At 41.5% G+C, this 23,757-nt stretch carries 16 protein-coding genes and 2 pseudogenes; 12 read left to right on the top strand and 6 right to left on the bottom strand.

Going from position 1 to position 23,757, the window contains the following annotated elements; all coding sequences use genetic code 11:
• The first annotated feature begins 40 nt into the window (after positions 1–40).
• Together BM122_RS08340 and BM122_RS08335 are read left to right on the top strand one after the other, a co-directional pair.
• Positions 41–1,222 carry a metallophosphoesterase family protein gene (locus BM122_RS08340; RefSeq protein ID WP_074905141.1) on the top strand — a complete coding sequence of 394 codons (1,182 nt, stop codon included), beginning with the start codon at positions 41–43 and terminating at the stop codon, positions 1,220–1,222.
• Complete coding sequence (locus tag BM122_RS08335) at positions 1,219–3,927, top strand: AAA family ATPase (protein WP_074905140.1); 2,709 nt, start codon at positions 1,219–1,221, stop codon at positions 3,925–3,927. The genes BM122_RS08340 and BM122_RS08335 overlap by 4 nt, the downstream gene beginning before the upstream one ends.
• Before the next feature lie 702 nt (positions 3,928–4,629).
• Here BM122_RS08335 and BM122_RS24995 read toward each other — a convergent pair.
• Positions 4,630–5,742 (bottom strand): BON domain-containing protein, encoded by a 1,113-nt coding sequence (locus tag BM122_RS24995; RefSeq protein WP_074905139.1) that lies wholly within the window; start codon positions 5,740–5,742, stop codon positions 4,630–4,632.
• A 254-nt stretch (positions 5,743–5,996) separates the two neighbouring features.
• Positions 5,997–6,164 carry a DUF1328 domain-containing protein gene (locus BM122_RS08325; RefSeq protein ID WP_074905138.1) on the bottom strand — a complete coding sequence of 56 codons (168 nt, stop codon included), beginning with the start codon at positions 6,162–6,164 and terminating at the stop codon, positions 5,997–5,999.
• Positions 6,165–6,809: 645 nt separating this feature from the next.
• On the opposite strand from BM122_RS08325, the pseudogene BM122_RS08320 reads away from it, so the two are divergent.
• The 3 genes and pseudogenes from BM122_RS08320 (at position 6,810) to BM122_RS08305 (ending at position 8,359) form a co-directional block, all read left to right on the top strand.
• Positions 6,810–7,564 (top strand): annotated as a pseudogene (locus tag BM122_RS08320) (IS5 family transposase).
• Between the two features lie 210 nt (positions 7,565–7,774).
• Positions 7,775–7,969 carry a hypothetical protein gene (locus BM122_RS08310; protein ID WP_143083364.1) on the top strand — a complete coding sequence of 65 codons (195 nt, stop codon included), beginning with the start codon at positions 7,775–7,777 and terminating at the stop codon, positions 7,967–7,969.
• A gap of 87 nt (positions 7,970–8,056) precedes the next feature.
• Complete coding sequence (locus BM122_RS08305) at positions 8,057–8,359, top strand: DUF1840 domain-containing protein (protein ID WP_074905135.1); 303 nt, start codon at positions 8,057–8,059, stop codon at positions 8,357–8,359.
• A 931-nt stretch (positions 8,360–9,290) separates the two neighbouring features.
• Here BM122_RS08305 and BM122_RS08300 read toward each other — a convergent pair.
• Positions 9,291–9,875, bottom strand: a complete 585-nt coding sequence (locus BM122_RS08300; protein WP_074905134.1) for a hypothetical protein — start codon at positions 9,873–9,875, stop codon at positions 9,291–9,293.
• 444 nt (positions 9,876–10,319) lie between these two features.
• On the opposite strand from BM122_RS08300, the gene BM122_RS08295 reads away from it, so the two are divergent.
• The 5 genes and pseudogenes from BM122_RS08295 (at position 10,320) to BM122_RS08270 (ending at position 16,459) form a co-directional block, all read left to right on the top strand.
• Positions 10,320–10,862, top strand: a complete 543-nt coding sequence (locus tag BM122_RS08295; RefSeq protein WP_083398396.1) for a histidine phosphatase family protein — start codon at positions 10,320–10,322, stop codon at positions 10,860–10,862.
• A 761-nt stretch (positions 10,863–11,623) separates the two neighbouring features.
• A complete protein-coding gene (locus tag BM122_RS25935; protein ID WP_074905156.1) occupies positions 11,624–11,719 on the top strand; it encodes a DUF1232 domain-containing protein in 96 nt (31 codons plus the stop codon).
• Positions 11,720–12,111: 392 nt separating this feature from the next.
• Complete coding sequence (locus tag BM122_RS08285) at positions 12,112–12,624, top strand: low molecular weight protein-tyrosine-phosphatase (RefSeq protein WP_074905132.1); 513 nt, start codon at positions 12,112–12,114, stop codon at positions 12,622–12,624.
• 504 nt (positions 12,625–13,128) lie between these two features.
• Positions 13,129–14,277: pseudogene (locus tag BM122_RS08280) on the top strand (ISL3 family transposase); the annotation flags it as partial.
• Positions 14,278–15,079: 802 nt separating this feature from the next.
• Positions 15,080–16,459 carry a porin gene (locus tag BM122_RS08270; protein ID WP_074905129.1) on the top strand — a complete coding sequence of 460 codons (1,380 nt, stop codon included), beginning with the start codon at positions 15,080–15,082 and terminating at the stop codon, positions 16,457–16,459.
• A gap of 123 nt (positions 16,460–16,582) precedes the next feature.
• Here the strand turns inward: BM122_RS08270 and rluD are convergent, their stop codons facing one another.
• Positions 16,583–17,620, bottom strand: a complete 1,038-nt coding sequence (rluD, locus tag BM122_RS08265; protein ID WP_074905128.1) for a 23S rRNA pseudouridine(1911/1915/1917) synthase RluD — start codon at positions 17,618–17,620, stop codon at positions 16,583–16,585.
• On the opposite strand from rluD, the gene BM122_RS08260 reads away from it, so the two are divergent.
• Positions 17,619–18,419 carry an outer membrane protein assembly factor BamD gene (locus BM122_RS08260; protein WP_074905127.1) on the top strand — a complete coding sequence of 267 codons (801 nt, stop codon included), beginning with the start codon at positions 17,619–17,621 and terminating at the stop codon, positions 18,417–18,419. The genes rluD and BM122_RS08260 overlap by 2 nt on opposite strands.
• 33 nt (positions 18,420–18,452) lie before the next feature.
• On the opposite strand, the gene BM122_RS08255 is transcribed toward BM122_RS08260, so the two are convergent.
• Together BM122_RS08255 and BM122_RS08245 are read right to left on the bottom strand one after the other, a co-directional pair.
• Positions 18,453–18,926 (bottom strand): universal stress protein, encoded by a 474-nt coding sequence (locus BM122_RS08255; RefSeq protein ID WP_074905126.1) that lies wholly within the window; start codon positions 18,924–18,926, stop codon positions 18,453–18,455.
• Between the two features lie 473 nt (positions 18,927–19,399).
• Positions 19,400–20,380: a sulfite exporter TauE/SafE family protein gene (locus BM122_RS08245; protein WP_074905124.1), complete on the bottom strand. Its 981-nt coding sequence runs from the start codon at positions 20,378–20,380 to the stop codon at positions 19,400–19,402.
• A 549-nt stretch (positions 20,381–20,929) separates the two neighbouring features.
• Here BM122_RS08245 and BM122_RS08240 point away from each other — a divergent pair.
• Positions 20,930–23,575: an MMPL family transporter gene (locus BM122_RS08240; protein ID WP_074905123.1), complete on the top strand. Its 2,646-nt coding sequence runs from the start codon at positions 20,930–20,932 to the stop codon at positions 23,573–23,575.
• The last annotated feature ends 182 nt before the right edge of the window (positions 23,576–23,757 follow it).

Below are 23,757 nucleotides of genomic sequence, written 5' to 3'. Positions count from 1 at the left end.
AAAAAAGGAAAATATAAAATTTGTAAAAGGAAAAGCAGTAATGGCTTGTTTTATACATACGGCAGACTGGCAGCTAGGTAAACCTTTTGCCAATATTAGTGATCAGCATAAACGATCTTTAGCCCAACGGGCTCGCTTAGATGTCCTCAAACGCATTAGCCATCTTGTGAAAGAATATCAAGCTAGTTTTGTTTTGGTTGCGGGGGATCTCTTTGATACTAATACACCTGATAAGTCTACGGTGGCCGCAGCTTGTAGCGCTATTGGTCAGATGGAAGTGCCCGTGATCGTGATACCGGGCAATCATGATCATGCAGGTGCTGGTAGCATTTGGGAGCAGGTATTTTTTTTAAGAGAACAATCAGCACTGGCTCCTAATTTACACATTCTTTTGGATAATAAAGTGCTGGAACTGGATTATGCCGTAATTTATCCATGCCCATTAAAACATAGATCACATGCCGATGATCCATCGGCATGGTTGCGTGACTCAGAAGTATTTCGGGTAGAGCTATCCAATAAACCCCGTATCGTTATGGCACATGGCAGCACTCAAGCATTCCAAAGTGAAGGGGATGATGATGAAACTACTATTTTATCCTCAAATCGTATCAATATCGATCGCTTGCCTATTGATGAAATTGATTACATTGCACTCGGCGACTGGCACGGGACCAAGCAGGTTGGATCAAAAGCCTGGTACTCCGGTACACCAGAAATTGATCGTTTTCCTAAAGGTGAAGAAAATCAACCGGGCCAAACCCTTATCGTTCAAAGCAAACGAGGAGAAAACCCAATTGTAAAGGTAATTACTACTGGTCACTTAAACTGGCAGGAAGCAACCTTTGAATTCAGCAACGACGACAGTATCGAGCAATTTGCTAGGCAAATGAACGACCTTTTTGGTCAGCGCGTCAATGAAGATTTATTAAAGCTAACCCTGACTGGTTCTCTAGGGATTGCCGCAACATCCCGGCTTGATGCATTAATCGAATCCTTTGAGGCTAGGCTTTTGCGGCTAAAACTAAAGAACAATACAGCTATTGCTCCATCAGAGGATGAACTCGATCAGCTAATGCGCAGCATTTTAGATCCACTGATCTCAAGCGTTGCACAGCAATTAGTCGCTCAAAATAATCAGGGGGATAGTGAAACAGCCATAATTGCGTCATTAGCACTGAGAATGCTGCACTCAGCGGCTCATCATGAGCTCTGTTCATGAAATTGATTTCCGCAACTATTCGTAATTATCGAATACATCGTGAGACCACTATCCGATTTGATGAACAGCGATCATTGATTGGTGGCGTTAATGAATCTGGCAAAAGCACCTTGATCGAGGCCATACACCGAGGATTGTTCCTTAAGTCCCGTGTAACTGGCGACACGCAAAAAAGCATGATGTCGCTTCATCATGCAGGCCACCCAGAAGTGGAGATTGAATTCTCAGTCGCCGGAAAAATCTTCAGAGTCAACAAACGATTCAGCGGGCAAAGTGGAATGACCCAGCTTGTCGAGGTTGGCGGAAATGTCTGGCATGGTGAAGAGGCAGAATCCCAACTGAACACGCTTCTCAAAGTTGATGATAAGGGAGGTGGCCGTGGATTAACCGAACGTATCATGCAGCAATGGGCTCATTTGTGGGTGTGGCAAGGGAGAAGCGGCAATGATCCTACCCGGGATGCAGCTTCAGAACACAATGCTATCTTGCAACGTCTGCAGCACGAAGGTAGCGCAACCATTATGCAGTCTGATCGAGATTCTCATGTGGCTGCCTATTTTGCACGCCAATACGAGCAAGTTTTTACACAAAATGGTAAATTCAGAGCGGGCTCGGAGGCGAATGAAGCCGAAAAAGCATGTATCGAAGCAGAAGAAAAAGAGCGCATGTGTAAAGAGCGTATGCAGCGGCTTGAGCAAGCAATCTTGGATTTTGAAAGATCGGAACAAACCATTGCTGAAGCTGATGCTGAATTAAGTCAATTGGAGCAGCAGAAAAAGAAGATTGAAAGTAACATCGAGCAAGCCAAGCAATTGCAAAGTCTAAAAAATCAGCAAATTGATACTTATACTCGTGAGGAGCAGCAGGAGAAAGAATTGCAGCAAGCTAACCAGGCAATTCTGGACTTAAGAGGTGAGATCAATAAACGTACTGCCGAATTAGCGCCCAAGCGTGATGAATCACGCCGATTACAACTCAAGCTTACCGAACTTAAGCGGCAAGTTATCCAGGCATCAGAGACATATCACTCAACTATCGAGAAAGCTCGCACTATACGCCAACAGTATGACTTAGCTCAGCTTTGGGTTGCTCGATTCGAATTCCAAGATCATTACGATACATTATCTACGAACTTCCATAAAGTAAACCAGCAACGAAATGAAATCCTGCAATATCAGGAAGCATTGAACAAATTGCCATTCATCGATGAAAACGCTTTGCAGTCTTTGCGCAAGGTTCAAGAGCAATTAAGCGAAGCACAGGCGGCATTAAAAGCAATGGCAGTCGGTATTGAAGTGATTGCGGCTGAGCATGTCATCCGCGTCGGCCAAGAAGATGCAAAAGCTGGCAACAGCTTTCATCTCAGTGGACCTACTGACATCTGGCTTGATAATTTGACTCATCTACGTATACAGCCAGGTGGTGGAGGAAGTCTGGAAACCACACGGCAACAAGTACAAACCCTACAAAAACAATTGAACAGCACATTGGATAGCTACGCAATTGAGTCCTTTGAGCAGGCTGCAACCATTCTAGCTAACCGTAATCAGATCGAACAAAAAATTTCAACCCTCCATTGTTCTCTGAAAATATTGGATGATGGCAAGTTGAACGAGGACTATTATCATATTAAAGATAAGCTGATTAAGGTAACGGCTGAAATAAATCGACGCACCGAACAATTTCCTGAATATACTGCGCCTGCAACGCGGTCCGAGGCTGCTACTTATCTTGATAATCTGCGTCATAAACTACAACAGGCTGATACGGAAGAACTTGAAACGAAAGCAGGGCATGACATACTAGTAAAACAATTTAACCAAACTGAGTTGGACTTTCAGATAGTCATTAGCGACCTTGCTACAAATGACCAGCAGATTACCGAAAAACAAGCCAGACTGAATTTAGTGTTGGAAATGTATGGAGATGATATCCACCGTACAAAAGGGTTGCAACAGGTCCAATCCGCTAAACAACAAACCAAAGTACTTCTGGAACAAATTTGCAAATCTCTGGAAGCTTTGCAACCGGAGCAAATTGAGCGAGACCAAATGCGCATCGAACGCGCGTTAGCCACGCAGGAAAAAGACCGGCAAGCTGCTATCGTGCAACGTGCTGTTAGTCAGGCTGCATTACGTCTGGATGGTTCTGAAGATCCCCAAGCAGCCTGGTCTATGGCTCATGCACGATTGCAAAATGCGCGAGAGCATTTTACACATGTCAAGCGTAAGGCTGAAGCCATCAAACTTCTGCATCAATTGTTTCAGGAACAGCAAAAACAACTTTCTGATCGCTTCAGTCAACCCCTTGCAGACAAAATCTCAGCTTATCTTCAAGGGTTATATGGCGCCGGGACCAAGGTTTCGATCACCATGGATGAGGGTATATTCCGTGACATTCAGCTTATACGACCAAGCGATACTGTTTCTTTATCCTTTGATAGCCTCAGTGGTGGTACCCGAGAACAAGTCGCTGCTGCAGTTCGCTTAGCCATGGCGGAATTTTTGGCTGCTAACCACGATGGCAAGTTACCGATTGTATTTGATGATGCCTTTGCTTATTCTGATCCGGAGCGTGTCAAAACACTTCAGCGTATGTTGGATTTGGCTGCTGAACGCGGACTGCAAGTCATTATACTGAGCTGCAATCCGGCTGACTATGCCGGTTTGGGTGCTCAATTAACTCGGCTGGATGGCTGCTCCTAAACGTAGTGGAATAATAATGTTTATTCATGATCAAGTAAATTTTTAAACTATCTTGAAGTTCTTCAACTAGATGGAGTTACCCTGCTATGAGTTTAATGATTGGATTGTGAGTTAGTATGAGTGTTCCCTCTTTATATATTTGATTAAGTCGATAACCATATCAAACTTGGTAGCGCTTCCTGATTCAAATGCTCTGGACGATCATATCTGATTAATTCAATAAAACACAAAGTGATTCTGCACTACCGCATCCTTGCGAGCTGCTTTGGCTCCCGTTGAATTATATCCGGTACAGGCGAATCAAGTCCTAACAACTGATAACCCCGATAAATTAACAATCATCTCAGAGACTGACGCAGTGCCAAACAGAATAGATTATTGACTATCAGGTAAAATTAAATTGTGTCAGAGAACTTATCTGATTACCCTTGCTAATTACTCGATCCGGCTTATCAAACCAAAAGAGCAATGAACCTCCTTATTCTAGAGACTAGTTGTAATCATGTCAGCTGGTTGTGCAGTATTTGGTTGGAGGTAATCTAAGGGAAATGTTTCTCCTCAAACATTGCATGATCCCGGTGATTTATGCAACAAAGCCCTTCAGCGCAAGAACGTCTGTTACGAATAAAATAGTTGTGCGACTCACTTTCGCATCATCAAATAGTGATTACTAAATCATACCAACTTTTAGTAAGTAATAACTCAGTCATTTGGCGTATCTAAAACAAGGTCGTTTTGCACTGATTTTACGCCATCCTGACTTTGGGCAACCTCAATAGCTCTGTCGATAATTTGCTGGGAATCAACTGTACCGCTCAGCTTTACTACGCCATCAACCGTACTCACTTTAATATCAGCTACCTTAAGCAGCATGGAGTCATTTAAAATGGCTGTCTTAACTTTCATGGTAATAAACGGATCATCCATGTACTGAGCACTTTCTTCAGTTTTCTCGTCAAGTTTACTTTCTGTTTTTTCTGTTCCTTGCTCAACCTTTTGTTCGGCACTATCTGATACATCAACAATAAGGTCGCTTTCCACTGATTTCACGCCATCCTGAATTTGGGCAACCTCGATAGCTCTGTCGATACTTTGCTGGGAATCAACTGTACCGCTCAGCTGTACTATGCCATCAACCGTAGTCACTTTAATATCAGTTACCTTAAGCATGGAGTCATTTAAAATGGCTGCCTTAACTTTCATGGTAATAAACGAATCATCCATGTACTGAGCACCTTCTTCAGTTTTCTCGACTATCGTCTCTTTTATCTCGTCAAGTTTACTTTCTGTTCCTTGTTCAATCTTCTGCTCAGTATCACCAGGTACATATACAATAAGGTCACTTTGCACAGATTTTACGCCGTCCTGACTTTGGGCAACCTCCATAGCTCTGTCGATACTTTGCTGGGAATCAACTGTGCCACTCAGCTGTACTACGCCATCAACTGTAGTTACTTTAATATCAGTTACCTTAAGCATGGAGTCATTTAAAATAGCTGCCTTAACTTTCATGGTAATAAACGAGTCATCGATGTACTGAGCACCTTTTTCAGTTTTCTCGACTATCGTCTCTTTTATCTCGTCAAGTTTACTTTCTGTTTTTTCTGTTCCTTGCTCAACCTTTTGTTCAGTTTGCTCAGCTGAACGATCTATCTCTTTTCCAGCTCTTTCTGTTGGGCCTTCTTTTTGGCAACTAGCCAATCCTATGATTGCAAATAAACTAATGATCATAGAAAGTTTTTTAGTTGAAATAGTTAACCTATACTCATGCGTTAGTTTCATGGCTTTTTCCTTAAGTTGATAATTTGTTAACAAAAATATATCCCTCCTGTAATAACCACTCAAATGTGTAATAAATGTCCGAGAAAAAAATCTCGCAACTTAAATTCAACACATTTAAATTTTGGTCAAACTATTACAAGAGTGACAATGCCAAGCACAGCTTCTCACTATTAACGTAGATGAAACCTTAAAAAACAAATTGAATCGCATTACACATGACGAATTCAACCTTCTTTAGGTTAATTATGTGAGAAAGCTGATGAGCACGTAAATTTTTACGTAACGAATTAGACGGGCGGTGGACGTCTTCCTAGTAGCCAGAAGATGAGGGCAAGAACAATTCCAACTACAAACAAAATCCAAGCCATCTCCATTGCCATCCCCATTACCCCTGTCGCCCCTAAAATAGCTGCAATTATTGCGATAACTAAAAAAACTACTGCGAGATTTAACATGATAGTTCTCCTTACTTTTAGTTCCAGGTTAGATGTTGCAACATATAATTAAATATATGATCATTCTGGATTATGACCCGAAAAGTAGCGGTATAACCCGTTGATAAAGATCTCACCAAATCAACCACCCGGATAAGAAAGAAATTTCCTACCTAAGGTAATTTATAGAAAATGAGCATTTATTAAATAGTGATAGTGCTCTTATTACTAATCCTCATAGATAAGCGAGAAATCAAAAACGAGTAATTTCCTTTGACTCGGGGGAATAAGCGGTACACGAGCCTTAAGCTGATACTGCCTTCAACTACTTTACATTCACCATTAGCTTTGGGTGTTTTTCCATGTAGAAATTGTGTGTAATTACTCCATTTCTCATTTCTTTTCGATTTATCGTGATATGTGATTGACGCTTTTGATGCTTCTGCTTTATTAATTAGCCTCCCATTGAAGGAATGTAGCGCCAAAGCGATTACTTAACTAACTTTAATAATATTAAGAGATAACAAATAGGGGGGCAATAATGCATTCGTATACAATTTCTATTGTTCGAGCTAGGGTCTATTGACGTTTTAAGATAAGTATTTCATAGATAGAAACAAACTTGTAATATTGGGTTTCCTATACCCTCAACAAAACGAGTTTGCGATGCTGCGATGGATGCTCAATGATGAGTTCTGGTCGAAGCTGGAGAAGATTCTGCTTCAAGAAGCGATGGATAACAAGCGCAATCTGCGCATGACGGTAGAAGGCATACTGTATCGAATGCGGGGTAGCTGTCCGTGGTGAAACCTGCCCAAGGCGTTCGGCTGCTGGAATTCCATCTATAAAAGATTCAATGCCTGGTCATTGAGCAGGAAAGGGTTCAATATTTTCAAAGCATTGGCTATTGATCCGGATTGGGAATGGGAATTTATGGATGGCAGCTATGTTAAAGCGCAAAGCCAAGTGCGGGAGCAGCGATCAAGAATCGCAGGCTGAAGGCCAAAAGCCGTGCAGGCAATACCACCAAGATCCCTTTAGCCGGTCGATGGTTATGGCTTGCCAGTTGAGTTTGAAATTACCGGTGGAGAAGTCAATGACTGTTCTGCAGCACCTGATTTGATTGCCAGGCTGACTGACGCAAAAGCGATGGTTGCGGACAAGGGCTATGACAGCGAATAGATACCGGAAAAGATAACGAAGAAGGGGGCTCGGGCTGTGATATCGAGAAAGCGCAACTCGTTGAAGGGTAATGCAGATATAGATTGGGGTTTATATCGATACCGGCATTGGGTGGAGAATGCTTTTGCCCGGCTAAAGCAGTATTGGGCAATAGCGACACGATACGACAAACTGAAGCGAAATTATGAGAGTATGGTAGCCATGGCGCGTGTGGATATCTGTGGCTACTACCTATGTGAAATGTCAACAGACTCTAGAAACATTAAAAATAGTTACTTGGATTCGCAGTTTCCAGCCGATCGGGCTAATCGACAGTTTTTTGTATCGCGACCTAACCAGCTATAGGTAGTAGATCCTAGTATACCGCCACAAGCGGCGTAAGAGATGAAGGTGTTAGTCCTTGCAATCGACTCGCAGAAGCAGGTTGCATACCACCATAAGTGGTGCTGGTGATGCAACACTTGGGTACACGGCGACAGATCGATACTGTTGAATTGGTTCATCACTATCGGTTGCTGGAGCTGATTGGTTATATCCCAAAGGCAGAGTTGAAAAAGCATATTGCTGCGCAACAAAAAGTGTTAGGCATTACCACTTGGCCCAAATTATTGGGTTTTCGGAAAACCCAACATGGTTCATATTGACTAAAACTTATTGCTAGGGGAACTGGAACCAAGCCAGAATACGTATATTTGTTGTCGTGCAATTTTGATTTATTTGAGGAGAAGTTTATGCTTGTGACATTTTCAACTGATGCTTATGCCGACATAACCATGTTTGGTGATATTGCCTTTACCATGCTCGAAATGATGGGTCATAGCAAAACAGTGCCCGGTGCTATTTTGGCAGAAGATATTCCTGAGGCGCTGAATCGATTAAAAGCTGCTATTGATGCAGAAAAGGCTTTGCCGCCAGTTGAAGACCAGGATCAGGATGAAGATGAGCCGGTTGTGAGTTTAGCTGATAGAGCATTACCGTTGATCAATCTGCTTACTGCCGCAGCAAAAGCTGAGTGTAACGTAATGTGGAAATAAATCTTTATATCTTCATCATCTGATGATGATTTTGTTATGACTAACGAATGTCGGGGCTTAGCATCTAGGATTTTCAATATAAATTGACGGGATAATTTTGGAAGGGTATTTTAAAACCCTTTTTGTAATTTTCGCCGTCAAATTTCCATAAATTAAAAAATTAAATTAATTTGGTCATTTATTAGGCCGCTTGGATGGGTATGTGTAGAGCACTCAAGGATAAAAAATCTACAAAAAATGCAACAAACAAGATTAAGGCTAATGAATGGATGGATATTTATTCTTCCTATTTCTCTTTTCATTTGCCGAAGACCGGTGGAGAAATTCGGTTTATTGCCCCCCTGTTTATAGGAGATCTTCGACATGAGCATAAAAACACCTTATCTTGCGTCCTGGAATTTATTTATCAGTGGTGCTCATCCATGCTACCAGTCTCTTTGTTCCACATATTTCCATCTATCTAAGCAATCGATTTACTGAAGCCACTTGGCTGGGGCAGATCAAACAATACGTATTATCGTCTTTCTTAACTCAAATAACGAGCTTGAAGCACGCGTTGCTTCCAGTTTCGTTAACTCCATACTAGCTAGAGTAATTAAGTGTAAGGGTTTTTGCATAATTTATTCAAAAACCTTGCGCTTAAAAATTGATTTTTACGATATCTCACGTAAAAACAATCCTTTATACTTTCGGAGCAAGCTCTAGTTAATTGTTCAGTTTGGCATAAGGTATGTATTTTTGTATGAGTGCCGCACATTCCAAGGTTAAATCCGCGAGAGAATCGCACTCTACAATCTAACTACCTGGCCCAGGAAGCTAACCACTACCGAGAATAAAAAATATGAAGACGCAAAAGCTCGAAAATCGGCACAGGGATCAGCAGATGCTCAGCTAAATTTGCGGCAATCCTGAACAACTATCTCCGGGCTAATTATTTACGCGAGCTCTGCGCTCGTGCCGCACCGATGGCGGTATGAACGCCCTTTTTCTCTTCAGGTGGAGGCAGCACAGCTTTCATGCCTAGAGAATTGATCCAGAGCTCACGACACCAGCCCATAGTGTGGTAGAGATGCTCATCTTCTTCATCTTCTACCCGGTCATATGCGTTTTTGAGTATCTTGGCCTCGGTACTTTTTGCTTTTTTTGCAACCTCACCGATAAGCTTCCAATTCTGGTGGTCTTTGGTCTCCGCAAAAACTACACATTCACAAGCAACAAGCTCAGCAGCTTTAGGATCGCCTGCTTCAAGAGCCATCTCCATTGCCTTTACCAGTGATTCACCAATATGACGAACAACTTTTCGTCCCGGCGTTTCCTCATCAGAATCCAGGCCCAGCTCCTGGAAAACCTCCAGCAGGATTTGATAGTGGTTCTTTGTTTGTTCCAGGTACTCTTCCCATTCCTCCTTTAGGTCTTCTTCCACTGCGCAACGAAGCGCCATTTGGTAGATTTCGATGCCACCTTTCTCAGTTTCCAAAGCCTGGTACAAGAGTTCATTTTTCTGGTCTTCTTTCATTGAAATTCCTCCTTGTAAAAATAGCCCCTCTGTTATCCATAATGTCTGTCGCTATACTTAATGGCTGATGAGGCTCTATCTAACTGCCAACGTAAGTACCATGGATCATTTGCTAATGATCCATGGTGAGGTTTGGCAGTGGTTACATACTCATATTGCTCCTCATAATTTCGCCCAAGACTAATGACTTGATTAGCTATTGAGTTGATGAGTAAGCTGTTTATCTATTGAGTATGCTTTACGTGAATAAAATTTAAGATCCTGATCTTGATTTCAATTTGTTTCGTTATACCAATCAAAGTTCCCTTGAGGATGACAGTATGTACATCATTCAAACTGTCAAATATTTGCCATCCTATTTCTTTGGATTTCATTTTCAATCCATTTTATTCAGGATGACCGACTCTTAACCTAGTTAACTTATTTTTTATCTTCATTTGCAACATGAATATCTACTTCATGCGCCATGGGCGTACTAATTATAATGATCTTGGTTTGTGTAACGATGATCCTAGCCGGGATGTTCATTTAACAGTAATAGGTATGGCACAGGCGAGATCGGCAGCGTTGGCGCTGCGTGATGTAGCATTTGAGCGTATTATTGTTTCGCCCCTGCCACGGACATACCAAACGGCGAAGATAATAAGCTGTTATCACTCAGTGCCAATTGAGGTGCATCCTGATCTTGCTGATATTCGTTCAGGGTTTGATAGCATGCCGGTATCTGACTATTTTGCGGCGATTAGCCATGACCCGTTACGAATGCGCGTGAATGGTGGCGAGTCATTGCTGGATCATAAGCAACGTGTGTTACGGTTTATTGATTGGTTAAAAGAGCAGAAGGATAAAATACTGCTAGTAATTGCTCATGAAGAAACCATGCGGGTATTCGTTGCTTATTTTGAGGGAGGCATTGAAGATGATCAACTGAGGGATATTCATGTGGGTAATTGTGTATATAAGCATTATGCGATGAATCTTGCTTAGATTTACCCAGAGTTTCCATCTAAATTCAACTCATCCTATTGAAAATAAAATGATATAGAACATGGAAATTGTGATGTATTAGTAATACAACTACTAAGATGGAGAATATTATGATTTTATTATCTACAATTTTCGTGAATAAACCTGTGAATAACTACTTTATGTCGAGGAAGGGTAAGGCCTATTTCGAGTGCTTTAAAAAGATGCTAAAGTATTCTCAATTTTAGCCGATAACCGATATATATATGATTCTAAATAACTATTCTCGTATCTCTTCTAACCCGGTGAGTTATATGCTTTGCTCCCTGGGTTATTTTTTAGCTTATCCTTAAAAACAATCATAACCTTGTCTGCTTGCTTCATTTGTCTGTTTGGCTGCCAGAATTCTGCACCTTTGCCTTTTCATAATACTGTCTTCCAATGTAAGTTTCTCATGTAAGCTGACGCATAAGCTCATGTGTAGAGAACATGTAGGGTATTGCAAATTGTTGATTTTGCGGTATCAACGATAGCGCTAGATTATTTTTCAAAATTTATTAGGGTGGGGATCAAAGAAGCATTGGGAAACTGGGAAAATCGCCTGGTTTACCGATGGCGATGTGTACTTTCTGATGGCTATTCATTTGATATGGTAAATTGACTATGAGCTTTTATTAAATCTACAACAACTTACGTTTTGCCTTAAAGCAGAAACCTTTGTACGTTTACTTCGATGCACGTGATCCTGCTATTCTGCTATTCCTTAGTATGCTAAATTTCTCATTGCTACTATTGTTGCTTATGCGTTCAGCCTAATTGATCTAGTTCCAGATTTTATTTCAATTTTTGCTTATCTGGATGATTTAGTCTTGATGTGATGCCTTTAGGGATTGCCTTGGTTATTAGATTGATTGCCTTAGAAAGGCTAGCAGCGTGTAGGATACAGGCTCAGGAAATCAGTCATAGTACAAGGCCAGTAAACCGAGTGGTAGACGGGATTGTCATTATGATCTAATTATTAGTAGAAGGCTTTATGTCAAACGGGTTAATGAAGATTGAGAGATCTTTTGTAAATATCGGAAAGGAAAAATCATATTTTATGTTCTAGATTTAAAATATTCTTAAAGAAGTGGCAGGCAAGCGCTGTCTGTCTAACTCTAGATAGGAAAGTGCGTTGATTAAAGGGTGAAATTTACCTTGCAACTATAAAAAAGTGTTTAAAGGTTTTTAATACTATTTTTCAAAATGAACTGGGAATGATGAAACAAAAATGAAGCAAGGTCAGAAAGTTAAAATTCTCTTTGTTTGTATGGGTAATATTTGCAGATCACCTACTGCGGATGCGGTATTTAAGCATCAAGTCAAAGCTGCTGGCCTGGAGAAACACATCTATGTCGATTCAGCCGGTACACACGCCTACCATATTGATGAGCCTCCTGATAAACGTGCCCAGAAAGCAGCACAGAAAAGAGGGTATAACATGCAGGAGTTGCGCGCGCGCGCTGTGGAACTAAATGATTTTGAAGAGTTTCACTATATTCTGGCAATGGATAAAAATAATCTCGCAATACTCCAGGATCGTTGCCCACATCAATATACTCACAAACTTGGTTTATTGATGAGCTATAGCAGTCAATGGGACAGATATCATGAAGTAGCAGATCCTTACTATGGGGGGAGTCATGGATTCGAGTTGGTGCTTGATTTAGTGGAAGATGCCAATCAAGGATTGCTAAGGCATATTATGGGAGGGTTTATTGAAAAATGTGATCAGGGACATTAATACTATTTCTTTGTGTTGCACTGATCACAATCTATTAAAAATTGTGGCAGGTAATATTTTTGGTTCTATGAGAAGTGCCGTGCAATTCTATTTGTTGCTAACAATTGGTGGATGAAGTATGCCAGCTCGAGTTAGGCTGGATATACTCAGATGGAGCCTCTTCCGCAGAATCTATGAGTAATATCTGATAAAAATTAGGGCATTGCTTCTCATGGAAAGGTAAGATTGTTTTCCCAAAACTATCGGACCTGTACCAAGGAAAAGCAATGCTGATCAAAACCTTACTAAACAAGATTGAGCGGTTCAAGTCATTTATTTATGATTCCATTGGCGTCAAGCTGGTGGAGGGAATAGAAGCTTTAGGGTACCTCTAAAAATTCATATTTCGTCACAATACTTCGTTGTTCACAAAAAATGTTTCCTTACATATCAGTTATATGCTACGTCAACATTTTTTGTTCTCGCTTTGTCTTGTCTAGAACTCTGAATTTTTAGAGGCGCCCTTTAGTCATTGACATCAAGCCACGCCTCAATAGTTAGCCTATCTGCCCTGAATGGGGTAAACGAGGTGCGACGTACGACCGACCACAATGATTATTCGAGTATGTGCCGATTGGGTCATTTAAGTGCTACTTGCGCTATGCGCCGCGTCATGTCCGATGCTTAACCCATGGTATGAAGGTAGAAGCGTTACCGTGGGGTCAAGGTAAGGAGCGGATGACTTTCTCATACCAGACCTATCTGGCTTGTTGGGCCAGACGGCTTTCCTGGAAAGAAACGGCCGACATCTTCGGGACGAGCCGGGATACAGTTTTCCGGGCAGTTAAATCTGTCGTCGATTATGGCTTGGCGCGAAGAAGCCTTGACGGTGTGACCGAGATCGGTATTGACGAAATGGCTGTCTTCAAGGGTCACCCGTATCTGACCTTGGTCTATCCACTCAATGCCGGCGCGAGAAGACTGATAGGGTACGGCTCTGAACGTCGAGTAAAAACATTGCTACGCTTCTTTCGCAAGTTTGGCAATAAACGCAGCGCGCAGCTCAATTTTGTCTGTAGCGACCTGTGGGCGCCCTTCCTCAAGGGGATTGCAAAAAAAGCACCCCAGGCGCTCAATATTCTCGATCGCTTCCGCATCATGCGTAAAATCGACGAGATCCGGCGCAACGAGGTCAAACCATTCAAAGAGACCTACCAGCAGAATATCCTTGCACGTAGTCGCTGGCCGCTACTAGAGCGTCCAGAGAATCTAGCCGAGAACCAGACGGTTCGGATGAGTGAGTTACTCAAACTTAATTTGGCATCGATCAAGGGAGATGCCTTATGCGTGAGGATTTCCAAAGGTTCTGGGACTATCCATGCCCAGATGCGGCGGAAAAGTTTCTCGATAATTGGGTGACCACGGCGCTTCAGACAGATTGGGAACCCATGAAAAAAACTGCTCGAATACTGCGCAGCCATAAGCTGTTAATTCTCAATTGGTTCAAGCCCAAAGGGCGACTTTTCCCGCAGCGCTGTGGAGGGTTTGAACCTCAAGACAAAACTTACTATGAGAAAAACCTATGGTTTCAAGACACTGAAATGTCTGGAAATCGCTCTATATCATCCACTTGGCGAATTGCCGGTGCCTGAGTACAACCACAGATTTTGCTGAAGAGTCGAATTTCAGAAGTGCCCATAAGTAAATTAAGTTTTTATATATGAGATGAGTCGATTGTATCTTTATGGGAATCAATATGACTCAATTTATTATGCTTATTCTTTGAAAATTTTATCGGTACTATGCGTCCTTATGAGAACCATATTATTAGTGTGGTTTCTTCGAATGCAATAAAATTGGAAAGGAGAAAAATTATGAAATTACCAACAGCATATTATATTATTTTAACTATTCTTTTATTATTAAATATATTTGAATGGATTGCTTAAATATAATAAACGATAAGTTATTATTAATAATATAGCCGCACATTCTATACTAATAAGGTAATGTGCGGCATTTTTTATTTTCTTAATTAATAAAATTTAACTATTTCATTATATAAAGTAAAAAATCCATCCTATGGTTCTATGATGATAATTTCCGGAAGAACCTATTTTATTTCTTAATAAGCAATGAATGTTTCAGCGCTCTAAAATTGCATACTTGAGCAATTTCCTTTCTCTGTCTTTGCGTGTCTCTGCGCTTCCGCTTCTCCTTTGCTTGCTAATTTATCCCAAGGCTCCACAGTCTGCATAAGTATTAAACTCCCCATTTTTCCTTCATTTTAACTGTGGCACCATCTCTTGTGATTAATTTCTAATGGTCATGGTTTAAATCACTTTACTTTATGTCGGATAGATTTTACATTGACCCGGCCGTATGTTATGTGTAAAGTCAAATCCTTGTGCGAAATAAGGGTATTAACTTTTCATTTTTATATTTTTAATTTATAAGTCCAAGGGAAGAGGGGAAAATGAGAATTAATTCTAAATGCAGGAAGCAGAGAATCTCTGCTGCAGTCATGGGATTATTATTATTTGGTATGAGTTCGACCGTCGTTGCTGCAAATACTGCCATGACTTTTCTTGAAAAGTCTGGGGTTAATCTTGATCAATATGGGCTTAAAGTTGGCGGCTGGGTTCAAGGCGGCGCAACCTTCAATCCGTATATAACCGATGGATTTAACGGTCCGGTCACCTTTGCAGATCAGGCTAACCGGTTTCAGCTCAACCAATTGAACTTGTTTTTTGAACGACCCGTGGTGACAGAAGGGAATTCATGGGATATAGGATTTAGGGCCGATTTTTTGTTCGGTACCGATGCTATTTTTACGCAAGCTTATGGCAACCCTGCATTTGATGTAAATGATGGAAGGGCTCTAAGTGATCGAGGCAACTGGGATCTTGACATTTGTTGTAACTCCAGTCGTACCTATGGTATCGCCTTTCCACAAGCCTTTGCTGAGGTATATGCACCCGTTACTGACAACAGAGGCGTCAATGTAAAGATTGGACATTTTTACACACCGATTGGTTACGAGACGGTTCCGGCACCAAATAACTTCTTTTACACTCATGCATATACCATGCAATATGGTGAGCCTTTTACTCATACTGGGCTATTAGGTGAGTATGCCATTACCGATAATTGGTCTGTGATAGCTGGGGCACTGACAGGGAGTGGGACAGGTGGTTGGGATGGTAATTTTGATAAACAATTGGCTAATTGGGGTGCGATAGGTGGATTAACTTGGACAAGTGATGATGGTGATACTTCTCTCAATATCAGCGGTACGGGTAGCACAACCTCCACTCGACACAGTGATTTCTGGGGAATGTTCAGTATTGTGCTAAAACATATGATTACTTCAAAAACACATTTTGTTTTGCAGCATGATCATGGTTTTGCTGATAATGTGCTGCTCAATAACCTCCATTTTACTAATGTAAATAAAAATGCCGAGTGGTATGGAATCAATATGCACCTTTATTATGATGTAACATCAGACTTGTCGATCGGTGTGCGTGGGGAGTGGTTCCGCGATAGGGACGGTTTCCGTGTATTCTCACCAGGCCGAGTTTCACTTGCGACCGATCACTTGGGCCAGAGCTATGCATTGGGTGGTTCAACCCAGCTTGCTACTAGTTCTCCTTCAGACTATTACGCTGTAACACTAGGTTTGAATTGGAAGCCAGGAAAAATGTTTAATTTTACAGATAGCCTGCGGCAGCTGAATATTCGTCCTAATTTTCGTTACGATGTGGCCGATCCCCTTCATGGTTCATCTTATAGGCCATTTGGGGGTAACAATGATCAGGTCTTGTTGTCACTTGATGCAATACTACCTTTCTAATTTAAAACTTTTCTAGGAGATAGTGAGTTGTTAAATTATTTAAGAAATGCACCTGCGGGTGCATTTCTGATATGGTCTCTTAGTTTTTATATATCCTAGCTCAGTAGGTTCTCTATCAAGAGATTAAAATGAGGACAGACTTGGCGATGTACTGTATTGCCGTAGTCCCTGCAGCAATACACTCATATCGTCTGGTAGTTCAGAATTCCATCTCATCGTTTCGTCATGCAGCGGATGAACCAAGGCTAGCTGTTGTGCATGCAAAGCTTGTCTCGGGAATTGGGTAATCAATCGCGCTATTTCCATAGGTAGTTTCCTGGTTTTGCCAGTGTAGACCGGATCGCCCACGAGCGGATGGCCCATATTGTGCATGTGTACGCGGATCTGATGAGTCCGGCCGGTTTCAAGCCTGCAACGAAGCAGGGTGCAACCGTTGAATGATTCTAATATTTGATAATAAGTACGCGCTGGTTTGCCATGGATGGTTACAGCCATTTTTGTGCGTTGTACGGGATGCCGCCCTACAGGGGCATCGATATAACCGTTCTGTTTGACCTCACCTAATACAATTGCTAAATAATTCCGCTCGACGCTATGCTCTTGCAGTTGCCGCACCAGACTGGTTTGGGCCTCTATTGTTTTTGCGACAACGAGTAAACCACTCGTATCTTTGTCTAGCCGATGGACGATACCCGCTCTGGGAATATCATTAAGCTGTTTGGAATGATGAAGGAGTGCATTTAATAGTGTGCCCTGCCAATTTCCATTGCCAGGATGTACAACCATCCCTGCTGGTTTGTTGATGACAAGTAGGTAATTATCTTCATAAAGGATCTCAAGTGAAATTGCTTCTGCAACATGCGTCTCGTTGATTGGTATAATATGGGGTTTAATACTAATTTTTTCGTTCCCCCAAATTTTTTGTTTGGGTGTAGCAATCTTGCCATCTACGTTCACACGTTTTTCAAGTATCCATGATTGCAAACGGCTGCGCGACCAGTGTGGCAGTAATTGTGCTAATACAAGGTCTAGACGAAGCCCAATACAATTTTGAGGTACAACCAATTCAATAATCGCTTCAGTTTGTTCAGCCAATGCGAATAAAGATGACTTTACGCTATAATCTTGAAGAGGTTTGTTTGCTTCTATAGGAAATTTCATGTGGCATCGTTTAATATTAATTTTAATTTTTGGGTTATCAGCATGCGGTTTATTGAAGGAAAAAACAACGGACAATAGCCAATGGTCTCCCAATAAATTTTACTCTGAAGCTAAGAATGAACTAAATAATGGTAATTATGAAGCTGCTATAAAATTATTCGAAGCACTGGAGGCACGCTATCCTTATGGGCGGTTTGCGCAACAAGCGCAACTTGAAATTGCATATGCTTATTATAAAGATCAGCAACAGGCTTCGGCGATTGCGGCAGCAGATCGTTTCATTCAGCTTTATCCACACCACCCAAATGTTGACTATGCATATTATATCAAAGGGTTAGCTAATTTTCATGATGACTTGGGTATCCTGGGCTATATTTCATCGAGGATTATTAATCAGGATATGAGTGAGCGTGATTCGAAGGCCTCGCGTGAATCATTTGAAAATTTCAAAGAGCTGGTTACCCGCTTTCCGAAAAGCAAGTACACCCCTGATGCGCTTAAGCGAATGGCACATTTGGTTAATGTAGTCGCTAAAAGTGAAATATATGTTGCGCGCTATTATATGAAACGTAAAGCATATATCGCTGCGGTCAGGCGTGCACAATATGTTCTGGAAGAATATCCGCAAACACCTGCTACAGAAGAGGCCCTGTACATCATGGCTAGAGCCTATGATAGAATGGGAATGAACGATTTACGAGAAGACGTGGAAAGGGTCATGAGAAAGAATTTTCCTCAAAGTGAATATCTGTCAGGTTCGGATTCGTTAGGGAAAGAATCCTGGTGGAAAATATGGTAAGCGCGTGATCTGTTGGAAAGAGCGCGAATATTTCTAGGAATAAGCCAATATTGTCGATTCTGCCCACTCATCCTGTAAGCGAACTGCCAGAACATCGCACTGAGCATGGTGCAGCACACCATTGGCAGTCGATCCTAGAAGTAATGCAAGGCCGTGTCGTCCATGTGAACCTACTACGATCAAATCAATATCTTCTTGATTAGCGATTCGAATAATTTCTACCTCCGGTTTGCCCCAGATTAACCATAGATTGGTCGGGTCAATAGTTAATCGATTGGCCGTGTGGATCAATTTATTTTTTTCTATTTCAAGCAGCTCATAGGATGAATCCGAATAAAGTGGAATCGCTGTGCCATAGGCGGTATCTGGCATTGGAATATTATCCAGTATGTGAATAACACTCAGTTTCGCGTTGAAGAAGGTCGCCAAACGCTCAGCTTTGCGGGCAACATACGTATCCTCATCTGAAAAATCGACTGCTAACAGAATATGCTGATAATCGGCCATAATTACTCCTTTGGTTTAGTAGGATAATGCTGACTGTTAAAAACGATTATCTTATTGCCATAGATACTTAGGCAAAAATAAGGGAATGTTCTCTTCATAGTATTATTTGCTGTTATAAGTATGGATGTTATAGAGGTGATCTCTATATGTGCTATGGCGAGATGGCTAAGATTCTCTGCCGACCAAACTGAATTCAAGAATGACAGCGATAATTTTCATTATGCAAAAATTGCAGGTTATAACCTGCTTGCAGATTGCCAGTGTAACGCTAAAATTCCAGTAATTCCATTTCCACATCAAAACTGACTTTGTCAGCTTCACCTTGCCGTATTATTGATACTGTCTGCGGCTCGCCTTCGCGTCATTTTTGATGTGGAAATGGAATAATAAGTGTCGTTACAAATAACTCATAATACCGTTCTTATCGTGATCAGTTTATTCTATTATGAGTGGTTCTGCCGAGTGTTTCCTTTTTATAAAGAAATAAAGGCTTTATAAAGATTATATAAACTAATGATAGTAATCAAAATTCCTACTAGTATGAGTAATGTGCGTGCATGAAATTTTTTGCATAAGATAGCTGCAAAAGGAGCTGCAAATAAGCCTCCGAATATCAAGCCTATAATAAGTGGCCAAGTATTTGTTTCCATCAGTAATGCAAAAACGGCTGCGCTAGTGAGCGTCAAGAAAAATTCTGCAAAATTGACTGAACCAATTGTTGTACGGGGATCATTACCCGTGCCCACCAAGGTTGTAGTTACAATCGGTCCCCAACCTCCGCCACCAGCAGAATCCATAAAACTACCAAAAAGTGCCAGTTTACCTACATGTTTTGGAGCTTCTTTTCGAATATTTAATTGACGAAAGGCTTTACTCAGGATATAAATTCCTAGCAGAAGCAGGTAAGCCGAGATAAAAGGTTTAAATAATGTACCGTCTATTTGCGTGACTAATACTGCGCCCAATATACCACCCAGTATGCCTGGTACCAGTAAGCGCGTGAATAGGTGTTTATTCACATTGCCAAATTTAGCATGAGCAATGCCTGAAACCCCGGTTGTGAAAATCTCAGCAATATGGACGCTAGCACTAGCTGCTGCGGGATTTGCACCTGTTGCTAATAAAAAAGTCGTTGCTGTAATGCCATAGGCCATGCCCAATGCACCATCAATCACTTGTGCGAGAAAACCAACGGCAACAGCGCTCCAGAAAATTCTGCTATCCAGCGTACCGTTAATGATCAACCAACTATCAACCCAATCTTGTGCAAGAAAGAAGCGACCAATCAGAAATAAAATAAGCGAAATTAAAATAATGACAGCAAACCAGACGGAAGCACGTAAAAAAGGATGTGCCTCTAAGTGAGATACCGTATCTTCAACAGGTGGTAATCCCAATTGTTGGTGCTCTTCATTTACCGGATTGAGTGTCAAGTCCAAATTGCGGATTTTCATGAGCTTAACTTAATAGTCTTAAAATTTCTGGCACTATAGTCTTGCCCAAGGAAAATGAGAAATAATATTATGTAATAAGCTTATATGAAAAATTTCTAACGCTGATGAGTGTATTCCGGTAAATACGAGGATTGAATTCCATTTCTCAATCAAAAATGACTTTGTCGACTTCACCTTGCCGTATTATTGATACTGTCTGCGGCTCGCTTTCGCGTCATGTTTGATTTGGAAATGGAAGAATATCCATAAATACATTCAATTATTAGCGCTTACTGGAGCGTTAGGGCAATTTAACAGCCTTATCAAACAAGGCCATTGGAAAGTTACTGATGTGGCTAAACAATATCGAATTACTCGACTGTACTGCTTAACTTATTGCTGCTGAGCTTTTTAAGGGTTTGAATAACGCATCCTATTATGAAATACTCTCAGCTTTTTTCTCCAGCAGACTGTCAGAACCCGCTTACATCCTATCATTAGGAATTAGCACTGACACACTGGCAGTTTAAAGCTAATTTTCTCAGATTGTTTCCAGAAGGAAATTGAAAAATGGAAGCTCCACACAGTTATACCTATAGAGCCTTTGCTCGATGCGCCCGCTTCTCTTACCACTATGCTCCCTGGATTCTGTTTGCAGCATTCCTGATAGCTATAGCTAGCACTATATATGTCGTGCGCAACCTTGGTATGAATACCGATACTACAGATATGCTCTCTGAGCATCTGCCATTTCGTGTTAATAGCATGCACTACAATAAAACATTTCCCCAGGAGATGGATATTCTGCTGCTCGTGTTGGATGCGCCTACACCGGAGCAGGCTTATTCTGCTGCTGGTCAGCTTGCAGCGCGCTTAAAAGAAGACCCTAAGAATTTTATTGATGTTTATGCTCCCAATGTTGATGTTTTTTTTGAGCGCAATGGCTTACTTTACGAGAATATTTCAGAACTCGAACGCATTACTGATCGCTTGGCAGAGGCACAACCATTAATTGCGCGCATTGCTGATAATCCATCACTCCATACTTTTGCCTCAGTGCTTACTGGAGCAATAAAAGAATTAAGTAAAGGGCGGAACTTGGAGTTGGGGCCGGTGTTAAAAAGTATGAGCGATACTCTGGATGCGCAGCTTGCAGGTAAGCCACAGCAGCTATCATGGCAGACACTTTTTCGCGGTGAACCACAGAAAAATAGTTATCAAGAGATAATTTTGGTAAAACCAAGACCAGATTACTCACAGCTTTTTGCAAGTGAACAGGCTATATCTGCAGTTTATACTGCGGCGAGAGATATTGGCTTAACAGAAGATGGTCCAATTCAGCTGCGTGTTACGGGTGATATGGCGTTAGCTGATGATGAGCTCAAGAGTTCGCTCAGTGGCATGGAATATGCTGGGATCATCACCTTGGTACTGGTGGGAATAGTCCTCTATTTTGCAATGCGCTCGATTGGTATGGCGCTTGCGGTATTGCTTTGCTTAACGTTAGGATTGTTGCTTACAGCAGCCTTTGCTACCGCTGCCATTGGTCAACTGAATGTTATCTCTATCGCTTTTGCAGTGCTATACATAGGTCTCGGTGCAGATTTCGCTATTCACTTTTTGTTACGATATCGTGAAGTGTTAGAGAATGGTCAAATCTCAACAGAAGCCATGTATAAGGCGGGTGGTGAAGCCGGGAGTGCTTTGGCTGCATGCACTATTGCCAACGCTATTGGTTTTTATGCATTTATACCCACCAGTTACAGTGGAGTAGCGGAATTAGGCATTATTTCCGGCACCGGTATGCTGATCAGCTTGCTGGTTACTTTCATCATAGGACCTGCCCTGTTACGATATTTGTCAAAACGATCTATTCCTGAAGCGGGCATAAAGGGATCTCTAGGCAAAGTGCTTGAGTTTTCCTTAAAGTGGCACAAATTGACGTATGCCGCTATTTTTGTGCTGCTACTTATTGCTATAGCGCTATTACCTCGGGTAAGGTTTGACTACAATTTGCTTAATATGCAAGACCCGAAAGGAAAAGCGGTGCAGACTTTTCGGGAGTTACTCGCATTCCCTGAACATTCACCTTGGCATGCTATCGTGTTAACCAAGAATCGTGAAGAAGCGCGACAATTAAAAGAGCGCTTAGCTGAGCTTCCTGAAGTAGGCAAAATAATTACATTTCTTGATTTTGTACCAACGGAGCAGGAAGAGAAACTTTCCGCTATTGAGGAAATGGCACTTATCATCGGTCCACTCCTACTATCATTGCCGGAGCCTCCGACAGATAAGCAAATGGTGATGCAGCAGCTCGAAGAATTAGATGCTTTAAGTACAGCATTAGACCTTTATATTAAGGAACACCCCGAATCATCCCTATCTGATTCTGCGCGTGCTCTCAAAACATCTCTTGCAAAGCTGTTTAGTCGGTTAGACAGAATGAATTTCAGCGATAAGGAAAAATTACTGCATTCAATAGAAGAGGATCTACTTTACACCTTACCTATTGCAATTCAGCGCTTACGCACTTCGGTTGAAGCGACACCCTTTAGCGAACAAGATCTACCCGGGTCACTCAGCAGACGCTGGCTCAGCCATACAGGAGAATATCGAATTGCTGTTTACCCATCCGAAGATATCGGCGACAATGAAGCATTGGCTCGCTTTGTAAGAGCAGTACAGCAAATAGCGCCGCATGCTACCGGAATGCCGGTGGTAAGTCTTGAAGCAGGTGAGGCAGTAGTAGAAGCATTCATTCAGGCTTTCTCTTTGGCCCTGATCGGGATCACAGTGGCACTTTTGATATTATTGCGCAGTATAAAATATACTTTACTCGTGCTGATTCCACTTTTGCTGTCTAGTGTATTTACTGGTGTTTTCACTGTCTTGCTGAATATACCGTTTAACTTTGCCAATATTATCGCCTTGCCGTTATTACTTGGCCTGGGTATTGACAGCAGCCTGCATATGGTGCACCGAAGCTTGGATAACAAACAAGAAAGCGAAATCCTGATCCACACTAGTACTGCGCGTGCTATTTTTTATAGTGCTTTAACTGCCTTGGTTGATTTTGCAAGCCTCATGTTCTCACCGCACAAAGGTACCGCCAGTATGGGTGCATTACTTACTGTTGGGTTAACTTTTACTTTGATTTGTACTCTCATCATCTTACCAGCACTGCTGCGGATCCCTGCTCAGTATGCAAAATCATGAATCTCGGTAACGTTAAATTTTTTGCACTGAGAAACGCATTATCAATTATCTGAAATTGTAATTTCATTTTCAGATCAAAAATGACGCGAAGGCGAACCGCAGACAGTATCAATAATACGGCAAGGTGAAGCCACCAAAGTCAATTTTGATTTAGAAATGGAATAAATCGGTTTTTGATAATG

It is taken from the genome of Nitrosomonas communis, assembly GCF_900114745.1.
In the GTDB taxonomy this organism is placed as follows: domain Bacteria; phylum Pseudomonadota; class Gammaproteobacteria; order Burkholderiales; family Nitrosomonadaceae; genus Nitrosomonas; species Nitrosomonas communis_A.
The sequence above is the reverse complement of the archived record's forward strand: the minus strand, read 5'-3'. Positions and strand labels throughout refer to the sequence as shown.